General features: G+C 62.2%; 12 protein-coding genes and 4 pseudogenes. 10 read left to right on the plus strand and 6 right to left on the minus strand.

The genetic code is table 11. The features are described 5' to 3' along the window. Positions 1-2: 2 nt before the first annotated feature. Together HAP48_RS33525 and HAP48_RS33530 are read right to left on the minus strand one after the other, a co-directional pair. Positions 3-1547 (minus strand): indolepyruvate oxidoreductase subunit beta family protein, encoded by a 1545-nt coding sequence (locus tag HAP48_RS33525; protein WP_166204118.1) that lies wholly within the window; start codon positions 1545-1547, stop codon positions 3-5. Next, positions 1544-3705, minus strand: a pseudogene (locus HAP48_RS33530) (thiamine pyrophosphate-dependent enzyme). The gene HAP48_RS33525 and the pseudogene HAP48_RS33530 overlap by 4 nt, the downstream one beginning before the upstream one ends. A gap of 271 nt (positions 3706-3976) precedes the next feature. Here HAP48_RS33530 and HAP48_RS33535 point away from each other — a divergent pair. The 3 genes from HAP48_RS33535 to HAP48_RS33545 all read left to right on the plus strand — a co-directional run bounded on the left by HAP48_RS33535 (position 3977) and on the right by HAP48_RS33545 (position 7118). Then, complete coding sequence (locus HAP48_RS33535; protein ID WP_166204119.1) at positions 3977-5152, plus strand: acyl-CoA dehydrogenase family protein; 1176 nt, start codon at positions 3977-3979, stop codon at positions 5150-5152. A gap of 67 nt (positions 5153-5219) precedes the next feature. Further along, a complete protein-coding gene (locus HAP48_RS33540) occupies positions 5220-6347 on the plus strand; it encodes a cupin domain-containing protein (RefSeq protein ID WP_166204120.1) in 1128 nt (375 codons plus the stop codon). Positions 6348-6470: 123 nt separating this feature from the next. Next, on the plus strand, positions 6471-7118 hold the full coding sequence (locus HAP48_RS33545; protein ID WP_166204121.1) for a flavin reductase family protein: 648 nt from the start codon (positions 6471-6473) through the stop codon (positions 7116-7118). 68 nt (positions 7119-7186) lie between these two features. On the opposite strand, the gene HAP48_RS33550 is transcribed toward HAP48_RS33545, so the two are convergent. Further along, positions 7187-8149 (minus strand): hypothetical protein, encoded by a 963-nt coding sequence (locus tag HAP48_RS33550; RefSeq protein WP_166204122.1) that lies wholly within the window; start codon positions 8147-8149, stop codon positions 7187-7189. Between the two features lie 172 nt (positions 8150-8321). Between HAP48_RS33550 and HAP48_RS33555 the strand changes: the two genes are divergently transcribed. The 3 genes from HAP48_RS33555 to HAP48_RS33565 all read left to right on the plus strand — a co-directional run bounded on the left by HAP48_RS33555 (position 8322) and on the right by HAP48_RS33565 (position 12648). After that, positions 8322-10028, plus strand: coding sequence for an adenylate/guanylate cyclase domain-containing protein (locus HAP48_RS33555; RefSeq protein ID WP_166204123.1), 1707 nt, complete (start codon positions 8322-8324; stop codon positions 10026-10028). 374 nt (positions 10029-10402) lie between these two features. Next, complete coding sequence (locus tag HAP48_RS33560; RefSeq protein ID WP_166204124.1) at positions 10403-10921, plus strand: hypothetical protein; 519 nt, start codon at positions 10403-10405, stop codon at positions 10919-10921. A 140-nt stretch (positions 10922-11061) separates the two neighbouring features. Then, positions 11062-12648: an alpha/beta hydrolase domain-containing protein gene (locus HAP48_RS33565; protein WP_166204125.1), complete on the plus strand. Its 1587-nt coding sequence runs from the start codon at positions 11062-11064 to the stop codon at positions 12646-12648. Positions 12649-12867: 219 nt separating this feature from the next. On the opposite strand, the pseudogene HAP48_RS33570 reads toward HAP48_RS33565, so the two are convergent. The 3 genes and pseudogenes from HAP48_RS33570 to HAP48_RS50220 form a co-directional block, all read right to left on the minus strand. Further along, a pseudogene (locus HAP48_RS33570) lies at positions 12868-12973 on the minus strand (transposase); the annotation flags it as partial. A gap of 147 nt (positions 12974-13120) precedes the next feature. Next, positions 13121-14250 (minus strand): IS3-like element ISRj2 family transposase gene (locus HAP48_RS33575; protein ID WP_166204126.1). Its coding sequence is split into 2 segments (ribosomal slippage): positions 13121-13998 and positions 13998-14250, totalling 1131 coding nucleotides; the frame shifts between segments, so codons are not numbered across the junction. A gap of 54 nt (positions 14251-14304) precedes the next feature. Continuing rightward, on the minus strand, positions 14305-14427 hold the full coding sequence (locus HAP48_RS50220) for a hypothetical protein (RefSeq protein WP_275948994.1): 123 nt from the start codon (positions 14425-14427) through the stop codon (positions 14305-14307). Between the two features lie 128 nt (positions 14428-14555). Between HAP48_RS50220 and acuR the strand changes: the two genes are divergently transcribed. The 4 genes and pseudogenes from acuR to HAP48_RS33595 form a co-directional block, all read left to right on the plus strand. Continuing rightward, complete coding sequence (acuR, locus tag HAP48_RS33580) at positions 14556-15188, plus strand: acrylate utilization transcriptional regulator AcuR (protein ID WP_166204127.1); 633 nt, start codon at positions 14556-14558, stop codon at positions 15186-15188. Between the two features lie 382 nt (positions 15189-15570). Next, positions 15571-15819 (plus strand): annotated as a pseudogene (locus HAP48_RS33585) (IS110 family transposase); the annotation flags it as partial. 476 nt (positions 15820-16295) lie between these two features. Then, complete coding sequence (gene ltrA / locus HAP48_RS33590) at positions 16296-17627, plus strand: group II intron reverse transcriptase/maturase (protein ID WP_224496640.1); 1332 nt, start codon at positions 16296-16298, stop codon at positions 17625-17627. A gap of 113 nt (positions 17628-17740) precedes the next feature. Then, positions 17741-18523 (plus strand): annotated as a pseudogene (locus tag HAP48_RS33595) (IS110 family RNA-guided transposase); the annotation flags it as partial. Positions 18524-18697 lie beyond the last annotated feature (174 nt).

Genomic DNA, 18697 nt, shown 5'->3' on the forward strand with positions numbered 1-18697 from the left:
CCTCAGGCGTCCTCGAACAGCGTCTCGACGGTGCGCAACGCGCCGTCCAGCTCGGCGCCACCGGCATCCTTCAGCGCGACCTTGATCAGCCGCTGAACCCATTCGGCAGCGTCGGGCCGGCCGGCCAGGCGATCGGCGGCACGCATGACCTTGTCGAATTTCGATTCGCCGCGCGAATGTGTGTCCGAATAGCCGCCGACGAGACGGCGCGCATCGCACACGGCGGTCGCGAGCGCGACATCGTGTGCGGCGAATTTCTGGACGCGCTGCGCCCAGCCGTCGAGATGGCGCGTCTCGCGGGAATGCCGCAGATTGCCGCGGCGGAAGCGACGCAGGCCGGCAAGGCAGTACAGCAGCAGAAAGGACGCCGGCGCGGTTGTGCGCAGCTTGCGTCCACGGTCGATCAATCCAGCAAGTCGTTCGCTCCGCTCAAGCTTCGCGCCGAGCCGCGGCGGCAACAGCCCTGCCATCTCCTCGATCCGTGGATGGAAGAACTCGGTGATGGCGAGAACCTGGTCGTCACCGGCGCGCACCTCGCGGCGCAACCGCTTGAATCGTCCCGCGCGAGTCTTCAGATCGGCCACGCGGATGACGTCGTCATAGGCCATCGCAACCGCGAGATACTTTGCGAAAACCTGCAACAGGCCGCTGGAACCGCGCGGCATGGCTTCCAGCCGATCGAGATACTCGCCGCCATAGGCCACATCCTGATAGTCGACCACGCGTTGCAGGCCGGCCGCGACAATGCCGTGCACTTCCGCGGGCAATTGCCGGGCACGTGCGACCAGCGTGTCGTAGCCGGCGTGACCGATCGGCTCGAGCTTCGGAAACCGTTTGGCGAGCGGCGGCTTTGCCGCGGGCTTGGTCTTTGGATCCTGTTTGAGCTCGGCGGCTGCGCGCTCACGGCCGGCAGCAAACGCCCGCAGGCTGGAATCGACGCCGACGCCTGCGGCCCGGATCGTGGCTTCAAAATCCTCGGTCGTGAAGGGCAGGGCGGCGGAGCCTGCCAGTGCGCCAAACAGCACCGCGGAGACCGCGCTGCCGGTGGCATCGGCAATCTCGGCCATGTCGAACGCAATGAAGCGGTTGGCGGCGACATTGGCTGCGTCGTAGACCTGCGACGCGTCGGCCGTGCCGTCGCCGGGCGCGGTTTTCTCGATCACCGCGAGCGAGCGGTGCGAGGAGCCGATCAGAAGCGTGCGGTCGGGCGAGACCAGTCCGCGCAGGATCGCGCGGCCGGCTTCCATCAATTCGGCGCCGATCACGATGTCGACCTTGCCGGGCGCCGGCATCAGCGACAGCACGGGATGGCGGTCGGGCCTGCTCGCGTCGGGCGCGATCATCTCGATATAGTAGATCGTGGCACCGGTGCGCTGGGCGACGCCGGGCACAGAGGTGGACTGCGCATACCAGCCGCGGCGCTCGGCGAGCGCAACGATCCAGTCGACCAGGACGCCGCCGCCTTGGCCGCCCATCGCGAGCACCGCGACGCTGATCGGGCGTGCCTGGCTGAGGCCGACTGCGAGGGGCGCGACCGAGACGTTCATGCCGCCTCCTGCTCGAACGTCACGCGCCGTCCCGCCCGCCAGCGCTGCAAGGTGCCGATCAGCCGCTGCCAGAGCCGATCGAACCGCACTTCGGACGCGGTCGGATTGGAGACGATGTCGGCGCGATAGAACGAGGGACACAACACGGCAGCGTCCGCGACCTCGCCGCAATGGCCGCAGCCGACGCAAGAATTGTCGACGGCGGCGACCGGATTATCCTTCAGCGGATCGTCGGTCGGCTTCACCGACAGCGACGGGCAGCCGGACAGGCGGATACAGGCGTGGTCACCGGAGCAGACGTCCTCATCGACCCCGAAGCGTTCGCGCACGATGCGCTCGCCGCGTTTGGCGGCTGCGGCCACCAGCGGCTTCACGCGCCGCTGCTTGTTCAGCATGCATTCGGACGAGGCGACGATGATCTTCGGCCCTTTCTCCTGCGTGGTCAGCGCCTCGCGCAGCGTATCGCGCATCCGCGTCACGTCGTAGGTGCGGTCGATCTGGCGGACCCATTTGGCGCCGACACCCTTCACCGCCTCGACGATCGGATGCTTGGTCGAGCGCGACCGGTTGTCGGCGCGCGAGGAGGGGATGTCCTGGCCGCCGGTTGCGGCGGAGTAATAGTTGTCGACCACGACGATCACGCCGTCATGCTGGTTGAAGACGGCGTTGCCGATCCCGCTGCTCAGCCCGTTGTGCCAGAAGCCGCCGTCGCCCATCATCGAGATCGAGCGCTTGCCTGCGGGCACGTTGAAGGCCGAGGCTGACGCCGGCCCGAGCCCGTAGCCCATGGTGGTGGCGCCGATGTTGAACGGCGGCAGAATCGAAAACAGATGGCAGCCGATATCGGCCGCGACATGGTGTGGGCCGAGTTCCTTTTCCACCAGCTTCATCGCGGAGAAGATCGGCCGCTCCGGGCAGCCGGTGCAGAAGCCCGGCGGCCGCGGCGGGACCACATCGGCCAGCGCGCGGATCTTGTCGTCGACCTCGACCCGGTCGATGTTCGGTGCGCGGGCAGCATCCGGCAGCACGTCCGGGCGCCAGCGGCGGATGAAGGCGCCGATCGCCTGGCCCATCACTTGCGCGGTGTATTCGCCGGCCATCGGCAGCAGGTCTTGCCGTGCAGTTTGGCTGGAATATCCCCATTGCGGAGGATCTTGTGCAGCGCCTGCTCGATGAATTCGGGCTGGCCTTCCTCGACCATCAGCACGGCCTTCTTGCCGCGGCAGAAGTCGATCACCTCGCGGTCGACGATCGGGTAGGTCACGTTCATCACATAGAGCGGCACCCGCGTTTCGCCCCAGACATCCGCCAGCCCAGCCTCGCGCAGCGCCGTGATCACGCCGTTATACATGCCGCCTTGCATGATGATGCCGATGTCATCGATATCGCCATCGAACGTCTCGTTCATGCCGCGGGCCTGGATGAATTCGACCGCCGCGGGCCAGCGCTTCTCGATCTTCTCCTTCTCGTGCAGGTACGAGGCCGGCGGCAGCACGATGCGGTTGGTGTCGCGCGACGGCTGCTCGAGCGCGCGGGACAGCGGAAAGGTCGGGCGGACATTGTCGCGGGTGGCGAAGCGGCCATGGACGTGGCAGGCGCGAATCCGCACCTCCAGCATCACGGGCGTGTTCGACGCCTCGGACAGATCGAAGGAATCCCGCACCGCCTTGACGATCGAGGCCACGTCGGGCCGCGGATCGACCAGCCAGAGCTGCGATTTCATCGCAAAGGCGTGTGAACGCTCCTGCATGATGGAGGAGCCTTCGCCGTAATCCTCGCCGATGATGATGAGCGCGCCGCCGGTCACGCCGCCCGAAGAGAGATTGGCGAGAGCGTCGGACGCGACATTGATCCCGACCGGCGCCTTGAAGGTGACCGCACCGCGCAAGGGATACATCACCGAGGCGGCGAGTGTCGCTGCCGCGGTGGCTTCGCTGGCGCTGGATTCGAAATGCACGCCGAGGTCGGACAGGATATCCTGTGCGTCCGACAGCACGTCCATCAGATGCGAGATCGGCGCACCCTGGTAGCCCGCGACATAGCTGACGCCGCATTCGAGCAGGGCCTTGGTGATGGCGAGGATGCCTTCGCCGCGGAACTCCTGGCCGGCACCGAGTTTGAGGTCCTCGACCTCGCGCGCGAAAGAGCGTTCTGCCATGCTCGTCTCCTCGGGCCTTCCGCGGTATCCCGCACGACCGAATATAGTTTAGGCATCAAACAAAAATCATGTCAATCGGACTGGGGGATTTCGTTGCGCGAACTCGCGTCGCGTCTAGTTTGCAAGCATCTACAAGCCTGTTTCGGTGGCATCTGTGCCCAGGCTCGCAACTCCACAGCTCGGTCGGCTTGCTTGACAGGATATTTTAGTAGTGAAACATTATTGAGGCGCGTTGCGGTCTGGCGGCGCGCGGCCTTTTCGGGAGATTCACATGACCCCGGTTTCGTTGTTGCGCGGGCCGTCGCGCGAACACCTCGCGTGGCCGTTCTTCGATGCTGGTCACAGTGAATACGCCGCCGCGCTCGACGCGTTTGCCGCCGACCTCGGCGATACCCATGGCGGCGATGTCGATGAAACCTGCCGCTCGCTGGTTCGCAGGCTCGGCGCTGCGAGACTGCTTGAGGCATCGGTCGCCGGTGACCGGATCGATGTGGTGATCGATTCCCGGCTGATCTGCATCGCCCGCGAGACGCTCGCCTGGCACAGCGGGCTCGCCGATTTTGCCTTTGCGATGCAGGGACTTGGAACCGGCGCTGTGGCGATCGCGGGTGCGCCCGAATTGCGCGCGCTGGTGCTGCCGAAGGCGCGGCGCGGCGAATGGGTCGCCGCTTTCGCCCTGTCGGAGAAGGAAGCCGGTTCCGACGTCGCCGCCATGACCTGCAGCGCCCGGCGCGAGGGCGACCACTACATCCTGGATGGCGAGAAAACCTGGATCTCCAACGGCGGCATCGCTGATGTCTACACCCTGTTCGCGCGAACCGGAGAGGCGCCCGGCGCGCGGGGCATTTCCGCCTTCGTGGTGCTTCCCGACGATCCCGGCTTTTCGATCGCCGAGCGCATCGATGTGATGGCGCCGCACCCGCTGGCGACGCTGCGCTTCGAGGGATGCCGGATTCCGGCGGCGCGGCTGCTCGGCTCGCCGGGCGAAGGTTTCAAGATCGCAATGCGCACGCTGGATATTTTTCGTGCGTCGGTCGCGGCCGCTGCGCTGGGCTTTGCCCGCCGCGCGCTCGACGAGGCGACGGCGCACGCCAGGAGCCGACGGATGTTCGGCGGCGTGCTGGGCGACCAGCAATTGACCCAGGCCGCGCTTGGCGACATGGCGGCCGGCGTTGATGCCAGCGCGCTCCTGACCTATCGCGCGGCATGGCGGCGTGACGTGCAGAAGGCGTCGACGACGCGCGAGGCGGCGATGGCGAAGATGGTCGCGACCGAAACCGCGCAAACGGTGATCGACCGTGCCGTGCAGATGTTCGGCGGCCGCGGCGTGTGTTCCGGCGAGATCGTCGAGCAGCTCTATCGTGAAATCCGCGCGCTGCGAATCTATGAGGGCGCAACCGAGGTCCAGAAACTGATCATCGGACGCGACGTCCTGAAGGGGGGCTGACCGGGGATCGCGCCGACGGGCAACTGACAACGCGGCGGCGGACAAGGCGCCGGTACAGGAGGGCGAGATGGCGACGACAGCGCGTGAGAACCATCGGGAAGACGTGGCCGGACGGGCCAATGTCGAGGATACGCCCGAATTGCTCGCCTATTACGACGAACTCGAAAGGCTGGAAGCCGGCGCGCTGTGGACGGTCGCCAACAAGATCGAGCCCTGGCAGCCCAAATCGTCGTCGGTTCCAGTGTTGTGGCGCTACGAGGATCTGCGTGCCCATGTGTTGCGCTCGGTCGAATTGGTGTCGCCCGAGAAGGCCGGTCGCCGCGTCATCTATCTGAACAATCCTGGCCGCCGCGAGCATGCTGCCGCGGTCGGCTGGCTGTATTCGGGGTTGCAGGTCATGCACCCGGGCGAGGTCGCTTCCGCGCACGCCCATTCCGCGTCCGCGCTTCGCTTCATCATGGAGGGCGAGGGCGCCTATACCATGGTCGACGGCCACAAGATGATGCTCGGCGCCAATGATTTCGTGCTGACACCGAATGGCACCTGGCACGAGCACGGCGTCGCGAGCGACGGTTCGCCCTGCATCTGGCAGGACGGTCTCGACATTCCCCTGGTCAACGCACTCGAGGCGAATTTCTACGTGGTTCACCCCGACCTGCAGCAGAGCGTCGGCCATCCCGTCGACGACATGACGCACGCCTGGGGCAATCCCGGCTTGCGTCCGGCGGGCGCCGAATGGTCGAAAGGATATTCGCCGCTGCTGAAATATGAGTGGGGCGCAACCTACGAGGCGCTGCAACGCTATGCAGGGGCCACCGAAGGCTCGCCCTATGACGGCGTTCTCATGAACTACGTCAATCCGGTCACCGGCGGTCCGGTGATGCAGACGATCGGCGCTTCGATGCAGATGCTGCGGCCCGGCGAGAGCACGCGCGCGCATCGCCACACCGGCAGCTTCATTTATCAGGTCGCCAAGGGAAGCGGTCACTCGATTATCGACGGCAAGCGCTTTGACTGGAAGGAGCGGGACATCTTCTGCGTGCCGTCCTGGGCCTGGCATGAGCACGTCAACGCGTCCGCCAGCGAGGATGCCTGCCTGTTCACCTTCAACGACCTGCCGGTCATGCACGCGCTTGGGCTCTATCGCGAGGAAGCTTTCGGCGACAACGGCGGTCACCAGCCCCTCGTTTCCTAGGAGAGCGAACGTGCGTCTCGTGACTTACCGCAGCACGGTCGAGGCTGCAGCGCGTCTCGGCGCGGTTATCGACGATCTGGTCGTTGACGTTGAGGAGACCGGCCGGCATGCTGAGGGGCCGCGATGATCTTCGACATGGAGACGCTCGAAGCGCAGGATCGCTACAAGATCCTGACGGCGACGGTGACGCCGCGGCCGATCGCCTGGATCACCACACTGTCCGCAAGCGGCGTGATCAATGCCGCACCGTTCAGCTTCTTCAATGTGATGGGACATGAGCCGCCGACGGTGGCGATCGGGCTCCTGTCAGGCGCGCAACGTTTCAAGGATACGGCCGCCAATATCCTCGAGACCGGGGAATTCGTTGTCAACCTTGTCGGCGAGTCCAATGCGGAGGCCATGAATATCACCTGTATCGATGCGCCGCCCGAGATCGACGAACTCAGGCTTGCCGGGTTGACGCCGGTGGCCTCACAGGCGGTGCGGCCGCCGCGCATCGCGGAATCGCCGGTGTCGTTCGAGTGCCGGGTCCTCACCTCGCTGGTGACGGGGCCGCGGCAGACCGCGGTGATTGGCCGCGTGGTTCGCGCCCATGTCGACGATGCTGTGATCCTGGACAAGCAGCGCTGCCATATCGACACCCAGGCGCTGCGCCTGATCGCCCGCATGCACGGCAGCGGCTGGTATGCGCGCTCCACCGACCTGTTCCAGATCGACCGCCCGACCTGGGCGACCTGGCAGGGCAGGGATGGCGGAGCGAAACCTGCGTAAGGTTCGAGCAGCCGGGCCGCGACGGCGGCACGGTGAGGCCATTGGCGGTCTTAAGACTGATGATCAACTCAGCGTTCGCAGCTTGTGCTGTTTGATGGTGGGACACCCAAGGCTTGCCGTTCCTTCGCTTCGTAGTATTCAGCTGAGAACTTGATTGACCATCGCGTGAAGAACGAACGCAATTCCCGAGTGCGGTTCTCGACGCCGAGATGTTCGGCGACATGCGCCTCGCGCAGCCACCTCATCGCCGATGTGAGGCCGGCGATGCGCTCGAGCCTCTCAACCGCAGCGATTCCGGCGATCTCCGCCTGCCGATAGCGAAAGCCGACTTTTCTGATCACATACACGCACTTGATGGTTTCGTAGCCCTTGAACACGCGCTGAACGAATGGATGTTTTTTTGCCTGCGGCCAGGCTGCCGGGTAGACCGGTAGCACCAAAAGCTTGCTCTTCGCTATGACCGTTGCGAGCGGATGCAAGAGTTGCATCCAAGCTGGCCAGGAGGTGACCTTGGCAAACAATACCGCGTGCATCGCCGTTGCAGCCCCGAAAGAAATCGGCAGCCAAAGTACCGCGCCCAAGATCACGAGCAATGCGGTGTTTGGCGTGAGATGCCGGCATTCTCTGAACACCCATGCCATGCCGCTTTCAAAGGCATCATGTACGGCTTGTTCGAACGCCCGATAGCTAATCTTCCGCCGCAACCACAACCAGCTCCGGCGAACCGATCTACTCCATTGTCGACGTTTCGCCTCGGATACGGGAAGGAAGCGCAACGTGCCGTTTATGACGGTAACGATGACATCGCCAAGCACTTTGGCCACGAAGAGCGGAAGCCAGAGAATCTGCATTGCAAAAGGGAAGGCGTAGTCGAGCATCCGCATCAAGATCGAAAGCACGAAACGCAGGATCTTGTTTGTGACGAGCGTGATAACAACAAGTGGGATGATAACCACATCGTCAAGGGCACCGCGGAAGCGGCTTTCCTCGGTCCTTTCCTCGGTCCATGCCGGGTGGCGACCATCGGTCACGGTGCAACGTCCGGGCTGAAAAACGGGGGATCGTGCCGGCCCAGACTAGCATATTACAAGCTCAAGAGGGCCTTGAGTAGTCAGAGGGCGTTGCTTTAGGGTTAGATGAGCTGCGGGCCGCATGTCCGCCCGGTCTTCGCTTTTTGCTCACTGGTGGCGGCGATGGCTAACCATGACGATTCGTAAGAAAATCTTTCTGCTTGCAGGCATTCTGCTGGCAATTTTCGGCGCCGTCGTTGGCGTTCTCGGCTTCGCGCAAAAGCTCGACAGCGATCAGCTCGGGAACATCACCGAATATGAGCTGCCACTATCGCGCAAGGTTTCTGAATTCGACGTCCTTACCGATAGATACGAGCTCCAGGTCTTGCGTGTCCTGATATCCGATCGAGCCGATGCTGGGACGGAGCGGACGGCGATGGCCGCAGTGCGGGCAACGGCCGATGAGCTGCGTGATACCGTCAAGACAGGTGGCGCCTTGTTCCACAAAGCAACCGGCGATCCCGGCTACGACACTGAGGATCGCGTTGACTTGGCTCGCATGGCCGGCGTCCTCAAGTACATGAGCCGTAGTCTGGAAGACTTCCTCGCCGTGGGGGACGCCACGCTTGCGGCTATCTCGGAGGGACGTCGCGACGAGGCCCGGACCATTTCACTCGGCTTTGCCAAATTCGCCAAGGCGTTCGGCCCTGATCTCACGCAGATTCGACGTGAGCTTGCCGATCTGACCGACCGGTCGACCCGCAGGGTTCTCGCGAGGCAGCGGTTGAACACCTATTTGAGCCTTGCCCTTTTCGTTGCGGCATGCGGCATCGGTCTGGGCGTCAGCGCCATCGGATCGACACGTGTGGTCTCCGGTCTGCGCCAGCTTGTCGTAAGCACGAAGGCGCTTGAACTGGGCACGGACGCCGAGCCGGTCTTGATAGCCACCCGCGACGAGGTCGGCGAGCTGGCACTCTCGTTCAACCGGATGGTCGACGAGTTGCGCGCGCGAGACCGCGTCAAGGACACTTTCGGAAAATTTGTCGATCCCAGGCTCGTCAGCCGGCTGATTGCCAGCGGCTCGGATCAGGCCGAACGGCGCAGCCTCACCATCTTCTTTTCCGACATCAAGCAGTTTACGGGCATCAGCGAGCGGCTAACCGCCAGCGCCGTCGTTCACCTCCTGAACAATTATTTTGGCGCGGTGGCCAATGTCATTCACGGCCATCGTGGGATCATCGACAAATACATCGGGGACGCCGTCATGGCGTTCTGGGTGCCGCCGTGTTCAAACGGAGACGAACATGCAAGCGATGCTTGCCGGGCGGCGCTGGAGCAGCAGGACGCGATTGCCGCTCTACGAGAACAAATACCGGAGATCACTGGAATGCGGCGCAACGCACCGGAGCTGGTGATCCGGATGGGGATTGCCACCGGCGAAGCCGTGATTGGCACCATTGGCTCGGATGCCGCTCGTTCCTACACCGTTATCGGCGACAGCGTAAACCTTGCCTCGCGCCTTGAGGGCATGAACAAGATCTATGGAACCCTCATCATCATCAGCGAGGAGACTTTCCGGCTCGCACAAGGCGCGATTGAAGCGCGCGAAATCGACACCATCACGGTCGCCGGCAAAACCGAGCCGGTGCGAATTTATGAGTTGATGGGTCGCGCCGGCGAGCTTGAATCCGCGCGGGACGAATTACGGGGGTTGTTCGCGCAAGGACTTGCCGCATATCGCAGCCGGGACTGGTCTGCTGCGCAGACGGCGTTCGAAAGCTGCCTGTGCAAGATACCCGACGACGGCCCGACGCGCGTCTTTCTGGAACGAATTGCGCATTTGCACCACGCGCCTCCGGCCGCGGACTGGGACGGTGTCTGGCGTCACGTTGAGAAATAAAAGAGCGGACCATGCTTCGAAATTAGGAAGATGGACCCACCTGCGAGGCTGGTCGACATAGGGGGCGCGACCGGGCTCATGCGGTTTGCGCTCAGGCGGCTCGGCTACAACCGCGGCGCGCCCGAAGCCGTAGCAGGAAACTTGTCCCGACAACGGCCACATCAAGCGTTGTTAAAAAAAGAGTGATTAGCGAAATCGCTCGCAGCCAAGTATTAGACGATCGGTCTAATTTAATGGGTCTCGGTAAAATGCAGTGATCGGCTTTGGCGGAGTTCGGTCGCTGCCGAGCGCTGACGGATTGATCGAGACATCTTCAATAAACAACGTCCGCCGACTCCTTCGCGTTGGCGGGGCTCCAACATTAGAGATCACACATGGTTCGCAAGATCGCGCTTGGAATGACGATGGCTCTCGCAATGGCTCTGGCCGCTCCGGTTGCCATGGCCCAACAAAAGCAACATGTCAGCTATAATACCCCGGCAACTCAGACGACATACACCCAACAACATGTAATCGATGTTGGCGATATTCCGGGACATCAAGCTCGGCTCTTCGAAATCCGGCGGATCTATGGGGACGATGCCCCCATGATCAACGGGTCGAAGTTGAAAGAGCAGTGGACGCGCGGCATGTCGGACTACATCGATAACAATGGTCCGGCCCTCATCTACAACGTCTGGATACTGGAGAATGGCGACAAGTTTTTTGTCAGGACATCTCTGGTCGCCCAAAGCAGTGGAGACGGGAAGCTTACAAACATGACATCGGGCGTCATTACTGGAGGCACAGGTAGCCTCGCCAGGATTCGTGGCATCATTAGCAGCCATGGCCCGTCCGAGCCCAAGGCCGCCATCAATGCCAATCAGACCGACATCGACTATTGGATGGAGTGAGAAGGTCTTCGCGACAGGCGATGGACCGGTGAGAAATTGCCGGTCCATTATGTCCGTTTCCACGATGTCTCCCCCTGTGACGATATCTGGACAACGGCGACACCAAAAACGTCATGGCGATCAAGCCGGGAGGATTCCAAATGTTGCACCTGAACAGGCCCATCGTGTCGTTTCTGCTCTGCCTGCTCAGCCTCATCGCTGTGACGCGATCTGCGTCCGCGGAGGTCACCAAAATCGAATTCACCTCGAAGCAGCCGTACGGTACGTTTCGCACCGGCGACTATGTGATCTGGCAGGGCATGATCCATGGCGACCTGGCGCCGCAAGAGGCCATTCCGGGCATCGACAAGGCGGCGCGCAATGAACGCGGGCGCGTCGACTACGCGGCAAAGATCATTCTCATGATGCCGGCGGCTCTGCGCGCCGGCAACGGCGCATTGCTGGTGGATGTGCCCAACCGCGGTCGCGTCTACGCCGAGGCGCTCTACAACTCGCCGCGCAACGCGCCGTTTCTCTCCGGCACGCTGGAGCAGGGCACCGGCTTTCTCCAGGACCACGGTTTTGCGATCGCCGAGGTGCATTGGGAGCTCGGACAGGGCGCGGAGCTACCTTCGTTCGCCGACAGCGACGGCAAGACGCGCTACGTCGAGGGGGTAGGCTTTGCGATCGTGCGCGATGCCGCGGATTTCCTCGCGCACGCAGCCACTGACGCCGGAGGAACGCCGAACCCGCTCAAGGGCGCTATCAGCCGCGTGCTCGCGAGCGGCAAATCCCAGGACGGACGCTTCCTGAAGACCTTTCTCTTGAACGGCTTCAACATGGTGGGCAACCGGCGCGTATTCGACGGCATGCATGTGTTCGTCTCGGCTGCTGGTCTTCTTCCGATCCTGCAGACCGGCCTTGGGCCGAAATCGAGCGGCGAGGAGGCTCCCACCTTCGCCAATCCGGACTTTCCCGGCGTGAATGACGGGCCGCTCACGATCGGCGAGATCACCGCCAAGGTCGCGGCGCGCGGCGAGGTGCCGCCGAAGATGATGCTGGTCAACTCGACCACGGATTACTACTCGCTGCGCGCTTCGCTCGGCCGCACCGGCGCGTCCGGTACCGCGGACCAGCCGCTCCCCGCCAATGTGCGGATGTACGATGTCGCCGGCGGCTCGCATGTGGTGGTTCTAAAGGCGCCCACGTGCACGCAATCGCCCGGCCGTCTCGATTGGGCTCCCTTGTCGCGGGCCTTGTTGCTGCATCTCGATGACTGGGTGAGCCGCAACGCCGAGCCGCCCGCCAGCGAACTGATGCCGCTCGATACCGCGAGCGGCGATCCGCCCGCGCTGCGCGCGCCGACCGCGCTTTCCGCTGCCGTGATCCAGGTGCCGAAGCGCGATCAGGACGGCAACGCGCTCGGCGGCGTCCGGCTGCCTGACATCGCGGTGCCGACCGGCACCAATGGCGGACAGAACCAGCCGCAGACGTTCACCTGCATGCTGGTTGGATCCTTCTCGCCCTTCGCTGCGACGAAAGCGGAACGGGAACGCACGCCCGACACCCGTCCGTCGATCGAGGAGCGCTATCGCACCCGCGACGATTACGTGAACCGGATCCGCATCGCCGCGCAGGACCTCGTGACGCGCGGCCTCATGCTGCCGGAAGATGCCGCGGTGATCGTTCAGGAAGCCGCGTCGAGCAAACTGTTCGCACCCGCCCCAGCGAATGACGCGCCACGCTGAGGGACGCCCGGGTCACGTGCGCTATCTCGACGAGTATGACGATTGTTAGTGGCACTTTCGAACCTGAGCCGGCGAAAGGTGTCCGTTTCCGGGGATAAAACGGATCTCCCTGTCACGCTGGTCGATGTCTGAAAAATAGCTCGGACTGGGCCGAACCCCAAGCCTAGCCTGAGTGTAGCTCATTATGCTCCTTTAGCGGACAACCGACCCAGCCCAGCGCTTGCGGTTTTCCTCTTCAAGGCCCTTCAGCTTACGGACGTCGGAGATCTCCATCCCGCCATAGCGATCGCCACTTGTAGAACGTCGCATCACTGATGCCGTGCTTCAGAGCTGGCGCCGGTTGTTTGGACAGCGCCCCGCGGGATTTAAGTGGATTCCTGCCGGGTTATGCTGAACGCGGGGCCTTACGATTTTGTCGTTGCGTCGGGAGGGCGTAGCCCGACCAGAGCGACGACAAAATCGTCGGCGACGGTCATGCGGCCATCACCATAGCTTGCGTGCCGAAGTAAGCCTCGTCGGGCGTGCGCCCGTCAAGGCTCGAGTGAGGGCGTCCCTGATTGTAGAAGGCCAGATACTTGGCAATTGACGCTCGCGCCTCGGACACGCTGTCGTAGGCGCGGAGATAAACTTCTTCGTATTTGACCGTGCGCCAGAGCCGCTCGACAAACACGTTGTCGCGCCAGGCGCCCTTGCCGTCCATGCTGATGGCGATCTTCGCGTCCAGCAGCACATCGGTGAACTCGAGGCTGGTGAACTGGCTGCCCTGGTCCGTGTTGAAAATCTCGGGCCTGCCGTGCTTCGCCAACGCCTCCTGGACCGCTTCGACGCAGAAGGCCGCCTCCATTGTGATCGAGACGCGATGGGCCAGGACCCGTCGGCTGAACACATCGACGACCGCCGCGAGATAGACGAAGCCACGCCGCATCGGAATGTAGGTGATGTCCATTGCCCACGCCTGGTCGGGCCGCTCGATCTTCAATCCGCGCAACAGGTACGGGTAGATCTTGTGACCCGGTGCCGGCTTACTCGTGTTCGGGCGACGATAGACCGCCTCGATCCCCATGCGCTTCATCAGCGTCGCGATGTGGCGGCGACCGGCGTATACGCCCTCCCGCCGCAGCAACGATCGCTGCATACGCGCTCCCGCGAAGGGATAATCGAGATGCAGCTCATCGAGCCGACGCATCAAGGCAAGGTCCTCGGCCGAAACTGGCCGAGGTTCATAGTAGACCGTGCTGCGAGCCAGCTTCAGGACCTTCGCCTGGCGCACGATAGAAAGATCATGACCGCGGTCGATCATCGCTTTGCGCTCAGCAGGCCCGCCTTGGTGAGCGCGCCGGACAAAAAATCGTTTTCCAACGCCAGCTCGCCGATCTTGGCATGTAACGCCTTCAAATCGACCGGCGTCTCGGCCGACGCCTTGTCATGCCCAAACACGCCGGCGGCGCCTTCCAGGAGCTGGTTTTTCCAGATCGTGATCTGGTTCGGATGAACATCAAACAGTTGCGCCAGCTCCGCCAGCGTCTTGTCGCCTTTGACCGCAGCCAAAGCAACCTTCGCCTTGAATGCCGGAGAATGCATCCGGCGGCTCTTCTTCGTCATCTTCGCTCCTGATTCGCGGCAAGAATCCTCGCCGCTGTCAGGCAGAAAATCCACTCAAGCTACTGTCCGAATTTGCGGAGCCAGCTCTCTTCCGGCACAGATCACCTGGCGACGACCGGCAGCATGCTCCTTCAGCACCTTGATGTTCTGCTCTTCCGAGAACCTGCTCTTACGCATGGTCGTCTCTTCACTGGAGAACAGAACCGTAACTTAAAACCGGGGCGTTTCAGGGGAGCAGGTCAATCCAAGCAGGCGCCGTCACTTGCTGGTTGCTTCTCCTAGACGGTCGGTCTATTATAATCTGCATGAGCAAGACGCTGCCTCTCCGCCGTCGCGGGCGACCGCCTAAAGAATTTGCGGGCTATAGCGCGACCCGTGACGCGCTGGTCCGTGCAGGTGTCGTCATGCTGACGGAGAAGGGCTATTCCGCGACGGGAATCGAGGAAGTCTTGCGTAGCGTCGACGTGCCAAAGGGTTCGTTCTACCACTACTTTCCGAGCAAGGAAGCATTTGGAGCGGAACTGATCGACAGCTACGCTGCCTATTTTTCGCGGAAGCTCGACAGCTTCTTCCTGAACGAGCAACACCCCCCACTGGAGAGGCTTAGGGGTTTTACCGACGATGCTGCGTTTGCCATGAAGCGCTTCCGTTATACGCGCGGCTGTTTGGTCGGCAATCTTGGCCAGGAGATGGGCGCACTTCCACAATCTTTTCGTCAGCAACTATTCGCTGTGTTCATCGACTGGCAGCAGCGCACAGCCAAGTGCTTGAGGTCTGCTCAAACCATGGGTGCGATCTCTTCCAGCCACGATTGCGATTGGCTTGCCGAATTCTTCTGGATCGGCTGGGAGGGCGCGGTCCTGCGCGCCAAACTCGAGCGCCGTTCCGAGCCGCTTCACTCATTCTCGAAAGGTTTTTTCAAGCTCCTCAGTGAATGAGCTTTTTTGCCCGGAGGTAGACGATCGGTCTAATAAAATTCACCGCCTTTACGACGCTGACCCAGATAAGCCGGAGCCGCACGATGAATACCTTGCGTTACAACGACCGCGATCCAGACCATCCCCAACAATGATTGGGGGGTGGGCATGTCACTGCCTCCGGCGGCAGGTCGCAGGATGTCTTCAACCCGGCGCTCAGCGTCGTTAGCGGTCTCCGCGGAAGGCCAATGTCCGAATCGGGTCAAAAGTCACCCGCGAAAACCGAACTGGGCAACGTCCGCTTTATTGCTGGAAGCCGAAGTTTATGATGGGGTGGACGCCCCGCCCGACGGCATCGATGTGCCAAAGTGGAGGTGTTGAGCACCACTTAAGGGAGGCGTCCGTGTCAGAGGTTATCATAATCGGTCTGGATATCGCCAAGCATGTTTTCCACGCTCATGGAGCAGACGGGAAAGGGCGAGCTATATTCAGCAAACGGATCAGCCGAGGAAAGCTGCTGGATTTCTTCGCAGCCCAGCCGAGTTGCACGGTAGCTCTGGAGGCATGTGGCGGAGCCCATCACTGGGCCCGTCAACTCGCCCAGCTTGGCCATGAAGTTCGGCTGATCCCTCCCGCCTACGTAAAGCCGTTTGGTGCGCCCCGACGGCGCGCATTACCAGTGGAGGAAGGATCCACCCAGAGAATTGTCGATTGATCTGGTAGCTGACGAGCGGTTTGGACGAGCAATCGGACGGATCGAAGCCTCGTGACAAAGGTCGCTTTTGGCGGCCGAGCAATCCAGCGGGCCGTAACGTGAGTGAAGCCTGAGCACGCCTCGAAAGTTACGATGTGAATGCCGACCCGATCGTATGGCGGGGAAGGCCGCGCTGACAGGGAAGCAATCGACGCATGCACCTGTCCGGTTCACCGGGGTAATGGGCACGGCACGCCGGAAAGGTAGTGCGGGTAATCGGGGGAGACCCGTCTTGGTCGAAGGTCGCGCCTTCAGCATCGAGTAGTCGATGGACCGGACGGGAGTCGGACAGGGTCGTAGTACTGATGAAACCGGGTAATTCCGGCGGAGGAAAGGACCCTGACTTCAGGTGCGCTTTTGAAGATGGCGAGGGAATGGGTCGATTGGCGATGAGCCTACAAACGCCCGATAAGATCAGGAGCCTTCAGAGAAAGCTTTATTGCAAGGCGAAGGCGGAGCCTGCCTTCCGTTTCTATGTGCTGTACGACAAGATCTGCCGCGAGGACATTCTGAGCCATGCCTACAAGCTGGCCCGCGCCAACGCGGGTGCGCCAGGAGTGGACGGAACAACTTTCGAGCAAATCGACGCGTCGGGACTCGAAGCATGGTTGGCCGGCCTGCGCGATGAACTCGTCACGAAGACTTACCGGCCCGATCCGGTGCGGCGGGTGATGATCCCGAAGCCCGGCGGCGGCGAACGTCCACTCGGTATCCCAACAATCCGGGACCGGGTCGTCCAAGCTGCCGCAAAGATCGTGCTGGAACCGATCTTCGAGGCGGATTTTGAGGACGGTGCTTATGGATATCGCCCGCGTCGTAACGCGGTCGATGCAGTCAAGGAAGTGCACCGGCTTGTGTGCCGGGGCTACACGGACGTTGTTGACGCCGATCTGTCGAAATACTTCGACACGATCCCGCATTCGGACCTCCTCAAATCGGTGGCCCGACGCATCGTTGACCGGAATGTGCTGCGGCTGATTAAGTTATGGCTGCGAGTACCGGTCGAGGAGCGGGATAGCGACGGGAAACGGTGCATGAGCGGCGGTAAGAGCAACAAGCGTGGCACGCCACAGGGCGGTGTCATCAGTCCGCTGCTCTCCGTCATCTACATGAACCGGTTCCTGAAGCATTGGCGTCTCAGCGGTCGGCGTGAAGCATTCCATGCCCAGGTTATCTCCTATGCCGACGACTTCGTCATTCTCAGCCGCGGCCACGCGGAGGAAGCATTGACGTGGACGAAAGCGGTGATGACCAAGCTTGGGTTGACGCTCAACGAGACTAAAACCTCGGTGAAGAATGCCCGATTGGAAAGCTTTGACTTCCTTGGGTACACGCTCGGACCCCGCCGCTTCCGCAATGGGGGACGGTGGTATCTTGGCGCGGCTCCGTCCAAGAAAAGCGTGCTGCGGATCAAGAGGAAGGTCAGCGTACTGCTGACGCCGGGCAACAAGGGCGCTTGGCCCGAAGTACAAGCACGACTGAACCGCCTTCTGCGCGGCTGGTCCGCTTACTTCAGCTATGGCTCTCTTGCTACGGCTCATCAGGCCGTTGATCGACACGTCTTCGACCGCGTGCTCGCCTTTCTGCGCAGACGACATAAGACGCCAGGACGTGGCGTCAGACGGTTCTCTGATCGGATCCATGGGAACCCTGGCGTACTTGTGCTGAACCGCGTGCGCAAAGTGTCGCCGACGTGCGCCTTGTGACAAAACCTGTCGGAAAGCCGGATGCGGGAAAACTGCACGTCCGGTTTGATGAGCGGGGAGAGGAAACGGAACGCGCAACAAGCGCATCACCGCGCCTCTCCTCGACTCTACTGAAGCGGCAAAAGAATGACGCGATCGATGCCGAGGCGATCTGCGAAGCAGCGCAGCGGCCGAGCATGCGGTTCGTAGCCGTGAAGAGCGAACAGCAACAGGCGGCGGGTCTGGTGTTTCGGACCCGTGACCTGTTAGTGCGGCAGCGAACGCAGCTCATCAACGCGATCCGGGGACACCTCACTGAATATGGTTGGGTCGCACCTAAGGGGCCGTCGCACGTGGCGATGCTTACCGACCTGATCGAGGAAGAAGAGATGGCCAGCTCGCTTCCCAAAGCGGCCCACGCCATGTTCCGATTGATGTTGGACCTGCTGACCGACCTCAATGGCAAGGTCGCGGACCTCGACCAGGAAATCGCGCGACGTGCTCGCGAGGACGAAGTATCGCGCCGGCTAATGACCGTTCCCGGCATTGGCCCAATCTCCGCCACCGCGATCGCCGCTCTAGCACCGCCGGCCGAGACCTTTGCTAAAGGCCGTGACTTCGCCGCTTGGTTGGGTCTCACGCCTCTTCAAAGATCGACAGGCGGCAAGCAGAAGCTCGGTGCGACATCCAAGATGGGCGAACGCACGCTCAGGCGCCTCCTCATCATCGGCAGCAGCGCGGTCGTGCAACAGGCGAGCAAACGCGGTGCGCCAAGGGGTTCGTGGCTCGAACAGATGCTGGCTCGTAAACCGCGGATGCTGGTAACCGTCGCGCTCGCTAACAAGATGGCGCGGATCGTCTGGGCGCTACTCGTCAAGTGCGAAAACTACAGAGCTCCGGTTGCCGCCAAGGCGTGATCTTGGCGGGCCAGAGGTCGTCAGAGGTGTAGTCGGTCGAAGGAGGGTATGGCGCAACAGTCGGCGAGACGGGGCCGGAAGAACCAGATGTACTCATCGTGCCTGGAGCACGCATTTATGATTTGGTTCCGGTCCGCGAACTCCCATACGGGCCCGCAGCTCCATCGCTGCATC

The sequence above is a fragment of the Bradyrhizobium septentrionale genome, assembly GCF_011516645.4.
In the GTDB taxonomy this organism is placed as follows: Bacteria; Pseudomonadota; Alphaproteobacteria; order Rhizobiales; family Xanthobacteraceae; genus Bradyrhizobium; species Bradyrhizobium septentrionale.